This is a genomic window from Devosia sp. Root436 (assembly GCF_001426345.1).
In the GTDB taxonomy this organism is placed as follows: Bacteria; Pseudomonadota; Alphaproteobacteria; order Rhizobiales; family Devosiaceae; genus Devosia.
This window is the reverse complement of the sequence record NZ_LMEM01000009.1, coordinates 108,889-122,363: the sequence shown is the minus strand read 5'-3', so window position 1 is coordinate 122,363 and position 13,475 is coordinate 108,889. Positions and strand designations below refer to the sequence as shown.

Genomic DNA, 13,475 nt, shown 5'->3' with positions numbered 1-13,475 from the left:
AAGTCAGCCCTTCCAGGCCATGCCCATATAGACGCCGCCGGCCTCCAGCTCGTCGAGCATCTGCGCCAGGTGCTTGAGCTTGGTGGATTCGAGCCGGACTTTGTTGATCCACAACAGGTAGTCGTTGCGCTGATAGGGCGGGCGGGCATCGTATTTCTCGCGCAACCCGCGCTTTTCGAGGGCATCCCGAACGAAATCGGGCATCTCCTCGCGCTTGCGCAGGGGACGGAGGACGGGGCTCATGGCAGTACCGCCTGTGCCTCGATCTCGATGAGAAAATCGGGATTGGCGAGACCGGCGACGCGGAAGCCCGTCACGGTTGGCGGGTTGGGCCGCTGGCCCCAGACGCTCATCCACACGCCGAAGGCGGCGCCCAGGTCGATATCCTGCTGCATGATGATGGTGGTCTTGACCAGGTCTTCCAGGCGCCCGCCGGCAGCGGCGAGCACCTTTTGCAGATTGTCCAGCGCCTGCCTTGTCTGTGCGGCGACGTCCCCCTTGCCGACGATCTCGCCCTTTTCGTTGAAGGCGTTCTGTCCACCGATCAGCAATAGCCGGGCGTTGGCCGGCAGGATGATTCCCTGGGAGTATATGGGGCTTTTATGCATACCAGCGGGATTGATGTATTCAACGGACATGGTCGTCCTCCTTTTGCGTCACGGCCGGTGTAGCCTGGCCTGCTGACAGTGTTGGTCATCAGGCGTGGTGGTATTCTATTACCATTTTTGACTTTGCCTCTCGACCCGCCAAACATGTGTGAGGTTCATCATGACCGATACGTCTGCCAATAAACTCATCCACGCCGCTGAACGCTTCCTCGGCAAAGGCGAAGCCACACTGACCGATCGGGAGCGCGATGTCCTGGAGCAGGCCATTACCAAAAGGGCACTTTCGGTCGATACCAGCACGGTCTTCGATGAAAAATCCACGTTCGGACAGCGGCTGGCAGACGCGGTTGCGTCTTTTGGCGGCTCCTGGACCTTCCTCATCGGCTTCGGCGTGGTCCTTGTGGCCTGGGTCGTGACCAACCTTTTGCTGAGCCGGTCGGCTCCCGACCCTTATCCCTTCATCTTCCTCAATCTGCTGCTATCCATGCTGGCCGCCATGCAGGCGCCCGTCATCATGATGAGCCAGAACCGGCAGGCGGCCAAGGACAGGCTGGTTACCGGCCACGACTACGAATGCAACCTCAAGGCGGAAATCGAGATTATGGCTCTGCATGACAAAGTCGATCAGCTTCGAAATGATGAATTGAGGCAATTGCTGGCCAAGCAGCAGGAGCAGATCGCGCTCCTGTCGCGCCTGGTGGAAACGCACCTGGCGCCGGCCCCGGAGTGGGGCGAATCAAGCTAGGTTGCGGCCATGCAGCCCTATCTCAAACTCCTTTGCGACATTCTCGAACATGGCGCCGACAAGGCCGACCGTACCGGCACCGGCACGCGCTCGCTGTTCGGCTACCAGATGCGGTTCGACCTCAATGCGGGTTTCCCGCTGCTGACGACCAAGAAGCTGCATCTCAAATCCATCATCTATGAACTGCTGTGGTTCATCCGCGGCGAGACCAATGTGCGCTGGCTGCAGGAGCGCGGCGTCAGGATCTGGGACGAGTGGGCCGACGAGAACGGCGACCTCGGCCCGGTCTATGGCTCGCAGTGGCGGAGCTGGCCGGCGCCGGACGGGCGCAAGATCGACCAGCTCGCCAATGTGATCGAATCCATCCGCACCAAGCCGGATTCGCGCCGGCATATCGTTTCGGCCTGGAACCCGGCCGAGGTGGACGAGATGGCGCTGCCGCCGTGCCATTGCCTGTTCCAGTTCTACGTGGCCAATGGCAAGCTGAGCTGCCAGCTCTACCAGCGGTCGGCCGATACCTTCCTCGGGGTACCGTTCAATATCGCGTCCTATGCGCTGCTGACCCATATGGTGGCGCAGGTGACGGGGCTGGGGGTGGGCGACTTCGTCCACACCTTTGGTGACGTGCATCTCTATTCGAACCACTTCGAGCAGGCCCAACTGCAGCTGACGCGCGAACCGCTGCCGCTGCCGGTGCTGAAGATCAATCCTGACGTGACGCGGCTGGAGGATTTCGTGTTCGAGGATTTTGCGTTCGAGGGCTACGATCCGCATCCCCATATCAAGGCTGCGGTCGCGGTATAGGTCTAACCGTTCCAATCTCGGCGTCATTCCCGCGAAAGCGGGAATCCCACTTTTGCAACCGGCTGACGGGAGATTCCCGCTTTCGCGGGAATGACACCGTGCTAGATCAGAGGCGTCGATCATTCGGGAGGATGCGATGAGGTCTGTGCTGGTTGTCGGGCTGTTGCTTGCTGCCGTGCCTGTTGTCGCCAATGACACGTCGGCGGTGCTGACCACTGGCGGGCTCGAATTCATCACCAACCAGGATATCGTGATGGAGAGCGAGGAGCTGTTCATCTCCAAGGATGAGATCCGGGTCGTCTACCAGTTCAATAATACCGGCCAGGCCGACCACACTATCCTGGTGGCGTTTCCCATGCCCGATATCGTGCCCAATTTCTGGTCGCCCGTGGCGTTTCCGATGGGGCCGGACGATAACCTGTTCCAGTTCGAAACCACTCTCAACGGCGTGCATGTCGATACGGAACTGCACGAATACGCCTATGCCTTCGGGGTGGATCGCACCAAGACGATCAAACAGCTGGGCCTGCCGCTAGTGCCGATCACCAGCGCCGCCAGCGACGCGACCGATGCGCTCGACAACCAGACCATCGAGCGCCTGCTGCATCTGGGACTGGTGGTGCCGGACGAGTATGACGCCGGCGAGGGCTGGGAAAAACACTATTGGCCGGCATGGACTTACAAGGCGACCTACACCTGGGAAGGAAACTTCCCGGCCGGCGAGACGGTCACGGTGGAACATCGCTACAAGCCGAGCGTCGGCGGCACGGTGGGCGTCAGTTTCCTTGGCGAACCCTATGAGGGCTATGACCCGGCCACCGAATACAAGACCAAGTATTGCACCGACGAAGGCTTCCTCAAGGCGGTGCGGGCGACACTGACCAATCCGGACGAGCCCTGGTCGGCGCCCTTCTTCGAAAGCTGGATTTCCTACATCCTCACCACGGGCGGCAATTGGGGCGGTGGCAGCATCGGCAAGTTCCGCCTGGTGGTGGACAAGGGCAGCGCCGATAACCTGGTCTCGTTCTGCGGGGAAGGGGTCAAGAAGATCGGGCCCACCACTTTCGAGATGGTCAAGGAGGATTTCTGGCCGCAGGAAGAGCTGAATATTCTCATTCTCGAACGCCAGCCGAGCCAATGAGTCCTTCGACAGGCTCAGGACGAGGTCTCCTGAGATTTCCGAATAGACCTCATGGCGAACCTGTCGAACCACGAGGTCGTGCCAAGCAGGTTCAATGACTGACCAACTCACCATTCGCCCCGCCACGTCCGCCGATGCCGCAACCATCATCGGTTTCATCGAAGCGCTGGCCGCCTATGAAAAGCTGAGCCACGAGGCCAAGGCCACCGAGGCCGATATCCTGCGCGACCTGTTCGGCACCGAGCCGAAGGTGTTCTGCGAGATCGCCGAGTGGGACGGCAAGCCGGTCGGCTTCACGCTGTGGTTCTATACCTATTCCACCTTCCAGGGGCGGCATGGCATCTGGCTGGAAGACCTGTTCGTCGATCCGTCCATGCGCGGCAAGGGGATCGGCAAGGCGCTGCTGGTCAACCTGGCGCAGCGCTGCGTGGCCGAGGGTCTCGGCCGCTTCGAATGGTGGGTGCTCGACTGGAACGCGCCATCGATCGACTTCTACAAGTCGCAGGGCGGCGTGATGCAGGACGAATGGACCAAGGTGCGGGTCGATGGCGAGGCGCTGCTGAAACTGGGGGCATCATGAGCGTGAGGATCGCCATGATCGCCGGCGTGGCGGAAAACGGCGTCATCGGCAGCGACCAGGCCATCCCCTGGCGCGTGCCGTCCGACATGGCATTCTTCAAGCAGACCACCATGGGCAAGCCCATCGTCATGGGCCGCAAGCAGTATGAGACCGTCGGCAAGCCGTTGCCGGGGCGGAGCAATATCGTCATTACCCGCCGGCAGGGCTACCAGGCTGAAGGCGTGCTGGTCTTCCACGACATCGACGCGGCTCTGGAAAAGGCGCGTGAAATCGCGCAGGCGGACGGTGTTGACGAAATCATGATCATCGGCGGAGGCGAGCTTTACGCGCAGCTCATGGATCGCGCCGATCGGCTCTACATCACCCATATCGACCTCAGTCCTGCCGGAGACGTGCTGTTTCCAGCGATCGAGCCGGAGCAATGGGCGGTGGTCGACCTGCCCGAGGTAACGCCTTCTCCCAGGGACGAGGCAAGCTACCGCGTCAAAGTGTACGAGCGTCGCCTGCCCGCCGCGCATTGATCGCATGAAGGCCTTACCTATATAAGTCCGTAACGAAACGAAAATTATCCGAAAGGGACGCGATGCCGTGGGAGAGTAACGGAGGCGGGGGTGGCCGCAATAACAATGGCGGTCCCTGGGGCCAGGCGCCTGGCGGCGGTGGTGGCCCACGGCGTCCCAGTGGCGGCAATACGCCCAATCTCGAAGATATTCTCAACCGCGGCCGCGACCAGTTCCGCGGTGGTATTCCCGGCGGCCGCTGGGCGCTGATCGGCGGCGCACTCGCCATCGTGGCGTTCTGGGCCCTCAACTCGATCTATACAGTCGATCCGCAGGAAGTCGGCGTCGAGCTGCGCTTCGGCGCCCCCAAGCCCGAATTGTCGATGCCGGGCCTGCATTTCCATCTCTGGCCCATCGAGACGGTCGAACGCGTCACCGTCACGGTCAACCAGACCACGATCGGCTCCCCCGCCGCCGCCGGCTCCCGCAGCAATGGCGATGACGGGCTGATGTTGTCGGGCGACCAGAACATCGTCGATGTCCGTTTCTCGGTGTTCTGGGCAGTGGCCAATCCGGTCGAATACCTGTTCAACGTGCGCGACCCCGAAGACATGGTGCGCAATGCCGCCGAGAGCGCCATGCGTGAAGTCGTCGGCCGTCGCCCGGCCAATGACGTGTTCCGTGACGACCAGGCGGGGATCGAATCCCAGGTCCAGGAAATCACCCAGACCATTCTCGACAGCTATGGCCTCGGCGTTGCCGTCAGCCAAATCTCGATCGAAGGCGCGGCGCCGCCGGCCGAAGTGGCCGATGCCTTCAACGAAGTGCAGCGTGCCGAGCAGGACGAGGACCGTGTGCAGGAAGAAGCGCGCTCCTATGCCAATACGCTGCTGGGCGATGCCCGCGGCCGTGCGGCAGCCTTGCGCGAAGACGCCGCCGCCTACACCAATCGCGTGGTGCAGGAAGCAACCGGTGAGGCCGAGCGCTTCAACGCTATCTATGCCGAATATGTCAATGCCCCCGAAGTGACCCGCAAACGCCTGTTCCTCGAAACGATGGAAGAGGTTTTGGGCGGGTCCGAGAAAGTGCTGATCGAGAATGGCGCCAATGGCCAGGGGGTCATCCCCTACCTGCCGTTGCCCGAATTGCGCCCCGGCGCCACGACCACCACGACGACGGGGAACTGAGCCATGAACAATCGTCTGATCATTATTGGCGTCGTTCTGCTCGCCGCACTCTACGTGTTCTTCTCGTCGATCTATGTGGTCAACGAGCGCGACCAGGCCATCGTCACCCGTTTCGGCCAGATCACCGATATTCGCACCGAGCCGGGCATCTACTTCAAGATTCCGACCGATATCGTGGACAGCGTGCAGATCATCGAAGATCGCCTGCTGCGCCAGGACATCCAGGATCTGCGCGTGCAGGTTTCGGGCGGCGCCTTCTATGAAGTCGATGCGTTCCTCACCTATCGCATCACCGATCCGCGGCTGTTCCGCGAACGCGCCCAGGGTCAACTGGCGGTGGTGGAAGATCGTATCGCCACCCGCTTTGCCGCCGTGCTGCGCCAGGTCTACGGCCTGCGCGAATTCAACGCGGCCCTTTCCGAGCAGCGCCCGCAGATGATGCTGGAAGCCCGCGACCTCATCCGTCCGGACGTCGAGCAGCTCGGCATCGAGGTCATCGACGTGCGTATCCTGCGCACCGACCTGGCAGCCGATGTGTTCGAGCGCACCTATGAGCGCATGCGTGCCGAACGTCTTGCCGAAGCCGCCTTGCTGCGAGCTCGCGGCCAGGAACAGGCACAGAGCCTGCGCGCCATCGCCGACCGCCAGGCCGTGGAAATCGTGGCGGCAGCCACCCGCGACTCGGAAATCATCCGCGGTACCGGTGACGCCGAGCGCAGCCGGTTGTTCGCGGCGGCCTATGGCCAGGATGCGGAATTCTTCGAGTTCTTCCGCTCGATGGAAGCCTACCGCACCGCCCTGGCCGGCACCGGCACGACCATGGTGCTGTCGCCCGATAGCGAGTTCTTCCGCTACTTCGGTTCGGGCGGCTCGATCCCGCCAGCCAATACCAACCTGGCGCCCCCGATCCAGCCCACCGCTCCGCCGATCACGGCTCCGCAGACCGACGAGCCGGCGCTTGATGGCCTCGGCATCGAGGAGACCACCGTTCCCAGCATCACGCTGGAAGACGGATCGGAATTGGCGCCGACAGTAGGCACCGAGGTTCCCGCACCTGCCGAGGAACCGGCCCCAGCAGCGCAGTAAGCGCTTCCGACATATGCAAGAGGCCGGCGCGGTAATGCGCCGGCCTTGCTATTGGAGCCTCTCGGCCTCTCCCTTGAGGAGAGGTGAAGATGTCAGCGCACGATATCTTCGTCGCTATAGCCCTGGAGATAGAGCAAGGCGGTGAGGTCGCCGTGGTCGATGCGGATGCCCGCCTCGGCCGCCACGGCGGGCTTGGCATGCAACGCCACGCCAAAGCCGGCAATGCGGATCATGTCGAGATCATTGGCACCATCGCCCACGGCAATGGTCTGGCTCAGCGGCAGGTTGCGTTCGGCTGCGATCGCAGTCAGCCGCTCCCGCTTGGTGTTCTTGTCGACGATGGGCTTGGCCACCGTGCCGGTCAGCGCGTCGCCGTCGAATTCGAGCACATTGGCGATGGCTTCGTGGAAGCCGATGCGCTTGCCGAAATAGTCGGCGAAGAAGGTGAAGCCGCCCGAGACCAGCGAGGTATAGGCGCCATATTCCTTCATGGTCTGGATCAACGCGCGCCCGCCCGGCGCCAGCGTGATCTGCTCGCGGCGGATTTCCTCGATCACCTTGCGCTCCAGCCCCTTGAGCAGGGCCACGCGCGTATCGAGCGCCTGGCCGAAATCCAGTTCGCCGCGCATGGCGCGATCGGTGATCTCGGACACCTGGTCCTTGATGCCGAGGGCAGCGGCGAGTTCGTCGATGCACTCCTCGTTGATCATGGTGGAATCCATGTCGGCGACGAGTACCTGCTTGCGGCGATTCTCCGTCGGCACCAGGGCCGCATCGACCCGGCGATTACCGATGATCTCGCGGGCCTGCGCCAGCGGATCGGTTGACTTCGGCTCGATGATCTCGCAGGCAATGGAGTGGTTGAGCCAGTTGAGTTCGCCGCCTGTCGCCTTCACCACCGCAGCGGCCAGCGCCGGGTCGAGATCGGAATCGGCGGGGTTGGCGATGAGGCAGAGGACTGGCATGAGGTCTACTTTTTGGAGGAATGCGTGACAGGCCGCAGGCGCGCCGTTCTGATAGCGGGTCCGACTGCCAGCGGCAAGTCGGCGCTGGCGCTCGCCATGGCGCAGGAGCAGGGCGGCATCGTGGTCAATGCCGATGCCATGCAGATTTACGATACGCTGCAGGTGGTTACCGCCCGTCCGAGCGATGGGGAAATGGCCATGGCCGAGCATCGGCTCTACGGCACGGTGCCGGCCGCGACTCGGTTTTCGACGGGACAGTGGCTGGCGGCTGTGCGCGCGATCATCGATGATGCCGATCCGGAACGGGTGCTGATTTTCGTTGGCGGCACAGGGCTTTACTTCGATGCGCTGCTAAATGGATTCGCCGATATCCCGGAGATTCCGGCCACGCTGACGCTTCAAGTTCAACAAGAGATTCAAGCGCTTGACGGGGCGCAGCGGCTGGCTCTGCTGCGGCAGGAAGACCCGGCGACGGCTGCCCGGCTCAAGGTGGCCGACCCGCAACGGCTGGTCCGGGCAGTGGCGGTAAAGCGGGCGACAGGCCGCATGCTTTCCAGCTTCCAGGACGAGATTTCTGCCGGCATGCTTGCCGATTTCCTGCGGGTTGACCGCATGGTGCTCGATCCTGACCGGGCGGTGCTGCGGGAGCGGATTGCGCGGCGGTTCGAGGCCATGTTCGCCGGCGGCGCAGTTGAGGAGGTCAAGGCGCTGCTGGCGCTCGATCTCGATCCGTCGCTGCCTGTCATGAAGGCCATCGGCGTGCGCGAAATCGGCGATTGGCTCGATGGGGTTGTTGGGCGCGATGAGGCGATCGCGCTGGCCACCATCGCCACCCAGCAATATGCCAAAAGGCAGCGCACCTGGTTCCGCAACCGCTTCGGCGATTGGCCGCGGCGCGGGCTGGCGGGCGGCTAGCGCAGCCGCAGCAGGCCCAGCCGTTCGCGCAGGGCAAAGCGAGTCACCAGCACCACGGCGACAAAGGCGAGGCCGGCTGCCAGGCCGATCCAGATGCCGACGCCGCGCCAGCCGACCACAAAGCCGAGAATGTAGGACACCGGCAGGCCGACGCCCCAATAGCCGAGAATGGCCAGCAGCATCGGTATCTTGGTGTCGCTGAGGCCGCGCAGGGCATGAGCCGCAACCACCTGTGCTCCATCGACAAGCTGAAACACGCCCGCCACCACGAGGAAGGTGGCAGCCAAAGCCAGCGCATGGGCATTTTCGGGTACGCGCGGATCGAGGAACCAGGTGACGATCACCGGTCCCAGGGTGAGGAACAGGATGCTGGCGATAGCCATGAAGCCAACCCCGAGCGCGAAGGCGGTCCAGCCGGCCTTGCGGATGCCCTCTGGGTCAGTGCGACCGTAGGCGTGGCCCACACGTACCGTCGCGGCGATGCCCAGGCCGAGCGGCACCATGAAGGCCATGGAGGCACATTGCAGCGCGATGGCATGGGCGGCGATCTCGTCGGTGCCGATACGGCCCATCAGCAAGGCGGCGGCGGTGAACAGGCCAACCTCGGCCAGCACGGTCAGGCCAATGGGCGTGCCGATGCGGAAGATTTCGCGGAAGCGCGGCCAGTCCGGTTTCCAGAAACGGAGCAGGACGTGGAAGCGCTTGAAGCGACGATGCCGCAGCACATAGACCAGCATCAGCACGAACATCACAATGTTGGTCAGCAGGGTCGATAGCGCAGCGCCACGGAGTTCCAGCCGGGACAGGCCGAACGTGCCGAACATCAGCAGGTAATTGCCGATGGCATTGAGCACGACACCGCCGACGGTGATAATGAGGATGATGCGCGTGGCTTCGAATGCCGACAGCAGCGAGCGCGGGACGATGATGGCCAGCGCTGGGAACAGCATCCAGACGGCGACCTGGATATATTCCTCGGCCCGGATGGTGGCCGCCGGGTCCTGGCCGAGCAGGGTGAGGACGGGCCTGATCTGCAGAACGACGGGGATCAGCAGCACGGCGAGCAGGATAGCGACCCAGAAGCCCTGGCGGGCGATGCGGCGGATGGCCTTGATATCGCGGGCGCCGCGCGCCTGGGCCACCAGCGGCGCGACGGCGCCGACGATGCCGATGCCCATCAGCAGGAAGGGCATGAGGAAGGTCGTTGCCAGCGTGCCGGCGGCCAAAGCCTGCGGCCCAAGCCAGCCCATCATGATGACATCGGTGGTGGTGAGGGCGGTCTGCGCCAGTTGCGCGATGACGAGTGGCCATGCCAGCGCGAAGGTGGCGCGCAACTCGGCGCCCCAGCTGCCGGGGGAATGGCTGACGTCGGCTGCGCCGGACGCAACCGTGACTGGCTCGTTCATCTCACTGTCCTACTCGCGGGGGATTGCTCTAGAGGAAACCGCCCGCTAGCGGAAGAGGCAAGGCAGAGACACAGGACGGAGCCCAGGCATGAGCGGATCCGATAGCATGACGCAGCGGCTGACACTGGCAGCGGCCGGCCTGATCGGCGCGGCCGGTGTGATGGCCGCTGCTGCGGCCTCGCATGGCGGGGATTCGCGGAACCTTGCGGCCATCGCCGCCATCGGGCTGGCGCATGGGCCGGCATTGCTCGCGCTGGCCTTGGCGGGGCGGGGGCGCGTGCTCGGCATCGCGGCGGCGTTTCTGGCGGCGGGCACCATCATCTTCGCGGTCGATCTGGGACTGCGCGAATGGCTGGGGCAGGGGATTTTCCCCGGCGCGGCGCCACTGGGCGGTGTCGGCATGATCGGCGGCTGGCTGGCGATCGTGGTGGCGGCGCTGCTGCCGGGGCGGCGCTGATCCAATTTTAGTAAAAGCCCGCCGGAACCAAATGCAGGCGTGCCGCATTCATGCCTCGATAGTATCTGGAGGGTTACCCATGCATAAAATCCTGATCATTGCCGCGACGGCACTTTCGCTGGCGGCCTGCACGACCACCCAACAGGGCGCGGTCGTTGGGGGCGTCGGTGGTGCGGTTATTGGCGCAGCGGCGACCGGCAATGTTGTCGGTACGGCGGTTGGCGCAGGTATCGGTACCGTGGTTGGCGCGGCGGCAGGCAACGTACTGGGCCGGGCTTCCGGCACCGACAATATCTGTATCTACGAACGCGCCAATGGCAGCCGCTACCGCGACACCTGCCCGGCATACTAAGAAGTTGCAGCATCGCCCCATGCTGCACGCGCCCTCGGGCGCCATGGCCCTCGATCCGGAGTCCCTCCTGGATCGAGGGCTTTTCATCGGCAAGTGAATCGCCTTGAAATTCCGACAGACAGCCGACATATTTCCGACGACGACACATTGCGGCGCTGTCCGATCGACCGGCAGAAGGCCGGGAACCTGGCTACCTCCTGATTTGTGAATCGTTCAGGCCGGGCCCTATGGCCCGTTTTCAACCCTTAGCCGCCTCGGCGGCGACCACTTGCGAGGACCACATTCCATGGCCACCATCACTGGTACCGTTAAATTCTTCAACACCACTAAGGGCTTCGGCTTCATTTCGCCCGAGAATGGCGAAAAGGACGCTTTCGTCCACATTTCCGCCGTGCAGCGTTCGGGCCTGCAGGGGCTCTATGAAGGCGACAAGGTGACCTATGAGCTCGAAACCGGGCGCGACGGCAAGGTCTCGGCGACCAACCTGACCCTGCTGCCGTAGGGGCGGCTACGGGATTTCGAAGGGCCCCACGGGGCCCTTTTTGTTGGGTTTTTGCACAGGCCACTGCATCGACAGCCAGGCGCCGGTTATGCGAATGTCCGGCCGTCGATCCGATGGAGAGTACCATGCTGCGCGAGTTCCTGAGCAACTGGAGCCCGAGGGTGGAGACCACGCCCGGCCTGCGCCAGTCCGGCGCGCTGCCTTATTCGGTCGTCGAAGGTCGCGTGGTTTTCCTGCTCATCACATCGCGGCGCACCGGCCGCTGGATGTTTCCCAAGGGTGATATCGAAGTCGGCATGACGCCCTGGGAGAGTGCGGCGCTGGAGGCCCTGGAAGAGGCCGGCATCAGTGGCCAGATCGGCACAGAGCCGGTCGGCAGCTATCGCTCGGGCGCCAGCACCGACGGGTCCAGCCTGGTCGATGTCGATCTTTATCCGCTGTGGGTCGAAACCCAGCTCGATGTGTGGAAGGAAATGGACCAGCGGCTGCGCCACTGGGCCGTGCTGCCCGAAGCGCGGCGGCTGCTCAATGACAGCGCGCTGTCGCGGCTGGCGGTGAAGCTGCAGACGCAGTTGCGCAAGACGGACCAGAGTGCCGCGCCAAGCCACCCCTAGCCGATCAGCCAGTCGAGAATCCAGAACAGGATGGCGGCCAGCACGGCCGAGGCGGGAACGGTGACGATCCAGGCCGCTGCGATGCTGGTCACATGCTGGCGGCGCACCAGCTTGCGCCGCTCGCTCTTGCGTTCCCTGGACAGCGCATCTTCCGGTGTGGCGTTGAGCGCGGCGGGATCGACATGCTTGGCATGAACAGGCACGGCGGCAAAATCGAGGTCGCGGCGCGAGTAGTATTCGCGCAGGAAACCGACGCCGAAGACGCCGCCCACCGCGATATGGGTCGATGACACCGGCAGGCCCAAAGCCGAGGCGACAAGTACGGTCACGGCGGCGGACAGTGCCACGCAATAGGCCCGGATCTCGTTCAGCTTGGTGATCTGCTCGCCCACGGTGCGGATCAGTCGCGGGCCGAACAGCGCCAGGCCCAGCGAGATGCCGATGGCGCCGATGGCCAGCACCCAGAAGGGCAGAGCGAGGTCGGCTGCCTCCATATGTCCCGATTGCAGGGTGGTGACGATCGCGGCGAAGGGGCCGATGGCGTTGGCGACGTCATTGGCGCCATGCGCGAAGGACAGCAGGGCCGCCGCGACGACCAGCGGCAGCCGGAACAGCGACGATACATGCTTCTTGCGGTTTTCGAGGCCGACGGACTGGAAGCGGACCAGCGGCATGGCGCCGATCCAGCCCAGGGCGGCAAAGCCGACGCCCAGGGCGATGACGACCGGGAGGTCCGGTGACCAGACCCGGCTCAGGCCCTTGGTGGCGATATACATGGCGAAGATGCCGGTCATGCCGGCCACGATGATCGGCACCCAGATGCGCGCCGCCGACACCTTGTCGATGCGGTCGGTGATGGTGTGCTTGATCAGCGACAGCAGCAGCGCCGCCGCGATGCCACCCAGGATGGGCGAAATGACCCAACTGACGGCGATGGTGCCGATAACCGGCCAGGCCACGCTGCTCATGCCGGCCGCCGCGACGCCGGCTCCCACCACGCCGCCGACGACCGCATGGGTGGTGGAGACGGGCGCGCCGATATAGGTGGCGAGATTGACCCAGAGCGCCGAGGCCAGCAGCGCCGCCATCATCAGCAGCACGAACTGCCCAGATGGAATGGCGCTGCCGATCAGCAGGTCGCGTGCAACGGTGCTGACCACGTCGCCGCCGGCCAGCAGCGCACCGGCAGCCTCGAAAATGGCGGCGATAAGCAGGGCGCCGCCCATGGTGAGGGCCTTGGAGCCCACTGCCGGACCCATATTGTTGGCGACGTCATTGGCGCCGACATTGAGGGCCATGTAGCCGGCAATGGCAGCGGCGATGACGACGAGATAGCTCATCGGGCCATCGGTGACGACGAAGCTGGCCCACACGGCTGCCAGCAGCAGGAAGACCAGGGCTATGCCCGGCGCCGCCAGCGCCCGCGCCAGATCATGGGTGGCATGTTCCAGCCCGGAAACCCGTTGCAGGTCCTTGTCGAGGACGCTCTTGGCCATGTGTCATCAAACCGTCATAAACGCAGCTCCCGCGCCAATAGCATTGTCTGATGCAATGGCCACGTCTTTTGCGTGCAGCGGGTCCAGTCCTCCACGGTTTTTCGCGCGGGCAGGGGA

Annotated in this window: 17 protein-coding genes; 12 read left to right on the top strand and 5 right to left on the bottom strand. The window is 63.8% G+C overall.

The annotated features are described in order from the left end of the window. Window positions 1-3: 3 nt before the first annotated feature. Both ASD04_RS05615 and ASD04_RS05610 read right to left on the bottom strand, forming a co-directional pair. Complete coding sequence (locus tag ASD04_RS05615; RefSeq protein WP_056253801.1) at window positions 4-243, bottom strand: YdeI/OmpD-associated family protein; 240 nt, start codon at window positions 241-243, stop codon at window positions 4-6. Beyond that, a complete protein-coding gene (locus ASD04_RS05610) occupies window positions 240-638 on the bottom strand; it encodes a RidA family protein (RefSeq protein WP_056253798.1) in 399 nt (132 codons plus the stop codon). The genes ASD04_RS05615 and ASD04_RS05610 overlap by 4 nt, the downstream gene beginning before the upstream one ends. A gap of 130 nt (window positions 639-768) precedes the next feature. Between ASD04_RS05610 and ASD04_RS05605 the strand changes: the two genes are divergently transcribed. From ASD04_RS05605 to ASD04_RS05575, 7 genes are all read left to right on the top strand, one after another. Then, on the top strand, window positions 769-1,353 hold the full coding sequence (locus ASD04_RS05605; protein WP_056253794.1) for a DUF1003 domain-containing protein: 585 nt from the start codon (window positions 769-771) through the stop codon (window positions 1,351-1,353). A 9-nt stretch (window positions 1,354-1,362) separates the two neighbouring features. Beyond that, on the top strand, window positions 1,363-2,157 hold the full coding sequence (locus ASD04_RS05600; RefSeq protein WP_056253791.1) for a thymidylate synthase: 795 nt from the start codon (window positions 1,363-1,365) through the stop codon (window positions 2,155-2,157). 136 nt (window positions 2,158-2,293) lie between these two features. Beyond that, window positions 2,294-3,298, top strand: a complete 1,005-nt coding sequence (locus ASD04_RS05595) for a DUF4424 domain-containing protein (RefSeq protein ID WP_056253787.1) — start codon at window positions 2,294-2,296, stop codon at window positions 3,296-3,298. A gap of 94 nt (window positions 3,299-3,392) precedes the next feature. Continuing rightward, window positions 3,393-3,878, top strand: a complete 486-nt coding sequence (locus tag ASD04_RS05590) for a GNAT family N-acetyltransferase (protein ID WP_056253785.1) — start codon at window positions 3,393-3,395, stop codon at window positions 3,876-3,878. After that, entirely contained in the window at window positions 3,875-4,399 is a 525-nt protein-coding gene (locus tag ASD04_RS05585) for a dihydrofolate reductase (RefSeq protein ID WP_056253782.1), read from the top strand. Before ASD04_RS05590 ends, ASD04_RS05585 begins: the two co-directional genes overlap by 4 nt. A gap of 62 nt (window positions 4,400-4,461) precedes the next feature. Further along, window positions 4,462-5,565 (top strand): FtsH protease activity modulator HflK, encoded by a 1,104-nt coding sequence (gene hflK / locus ASD04_RS05580; protein WP_056253777.1) that lies wholly within the window; start codon window positions 4,462-4,464, stop codon window positions 5,563-5,565. 3 nt (window positions 5,566-5,568) lie between these two features. Continuing rightward, complete coding sequence (locus tag ASD04_RS05575) at window positions 5,569-6,651, top strand: protease modulator HflC (RefSeq protein ID WP_056253775.1); 1,083 nt, start codon at window positions 5,569-5,571, stop codon at window positions 6,649-6,651. A gap of 92 nt (window positions 6,652-6,743) precedes the next feature. Here the strand turns inward: ASD04_RS05575 and serB are convergent, their stop codons facing one another. Then, window positions 6,744-7,616, bottom strand: a complete 873-nt coding sequence (serB, locus tag ASD04_RS05570; RefSeq protein ID WP_056253772.1) for a phosphoserine phosphatase SerB — start codon at window positions 7,614-7,616, stop codon at window positions 6,744-6,746. A gap of 24 nt (window positions 7,617-7,640) precedes the next feature. Here serB and miaA point away from each other — a divergent pair, with 24 nt between their 5' ends. Beyond that, window positions 7,641-8,531 carry a tRNA (adenosine(37)-N6)-dimethylallyltransferase MiaA gene (gene miaA, locus ASD04_RS05565; protein ID WP_156461127.1) on the top strand — a complete coding sequence of 297 codons (891 nt, stop codon included), beginning with the start codon at window positions 7,641-7,643 and terminating at the stop codon, window positions 8,529-8,531. Here the strand turns inward: miaA and ASD04_RS05560 are convergent. Further along, on the bottom strand, window positions 8,528-9,937 hold the full coding sequence (locus ASD04_RS05560; RefSeq protein ID WP_056253765.1) for an MATE family efflux transporter: 1,410 nt from the start codon (window positions 9,935-9,937) through the stop codon (window positions 8,528-8,530). The genes miaA and ASD04_RS05560 overlap by 4 nt on opposite strands. A gap of 88 nt (window positions 9,938-10,025) precedes the next feature. On the opposite strand from ASD04_RS05560, the gene ASD04_RS05555 reads away from it, so the two are divergent. The 4 genes from ASD04_RS05555 (at window position 10,026) to ASD04_RS05540 (ending at window position 11,862) form a co-directional block, all read left to right on the top strand. Continuing rightward, window positions 10,026-10,394 carry a DUF423 domain-containing protein gene (locus tag ASD04_RS05555; RefSeq protein WP_156461126.1) on the top strand — a complete coding sequence of 123 codons (369 nt, stop codon included), beginning with the start codon at window positions 10,026-10,028 and terminating at the stop codon, window positions 10,392-10,394. A 79-nt stretch (window positions 10,395-10,473) separates the two neighbouring features. After that, entirely contained in the window at window positions 10,474-10,746 is a 273-nt protein-coding gene (locus tag ASD04_RS05550) for a YMGG-like glycine zipper-containing protein (protein ID WP_056253762.1), read from the top strand. A 286-nt stretch (window positions 10,747-11,032) separates the two neighbouring features. Further along, window positions 11,033-11,248: a cold-shock protein gene (locus ASD04_RS05545; protein ID WP_056253760.1), complete on the top strand. Its 216-nt coding sequence runs from the start codon at window positions 11,033-11,035 to the stop codon at window positions 11,246-11,248. Between the two features lie 125 nt (window positions 11,249-11,373). Next, window positions 11,374-11,862, top strand: coding sequence for an NUDIX hydrolase (locus ASD04_RS05540; protein ID WP_056253757.1), 489 nt, complete (start codon window positions 11,374-11,376; stop codon window positions 11,860-11,862). On the opposite strand, the gene ASD04_RS05535 is transcribed toward ASD04_RS05540, so the two are convergent. Next, on the bottom strand, window positions 11,859-13,358 hold the full coding sequence (locus ASD04_RS05535; RefSeq protein ID WP_056253754.1) for an inorganic phosphate transporter: 1,500 nt from the start codon (window positions 13,356-13,358) through the stop codon (window positions 11,859-11,861). The genes ASD04_RS05540 and ASD04_RS05535 overlap by 4 nt on opposite strands. Window positions 13,359-13,475 lie beyond the last annotated feature (117 nt).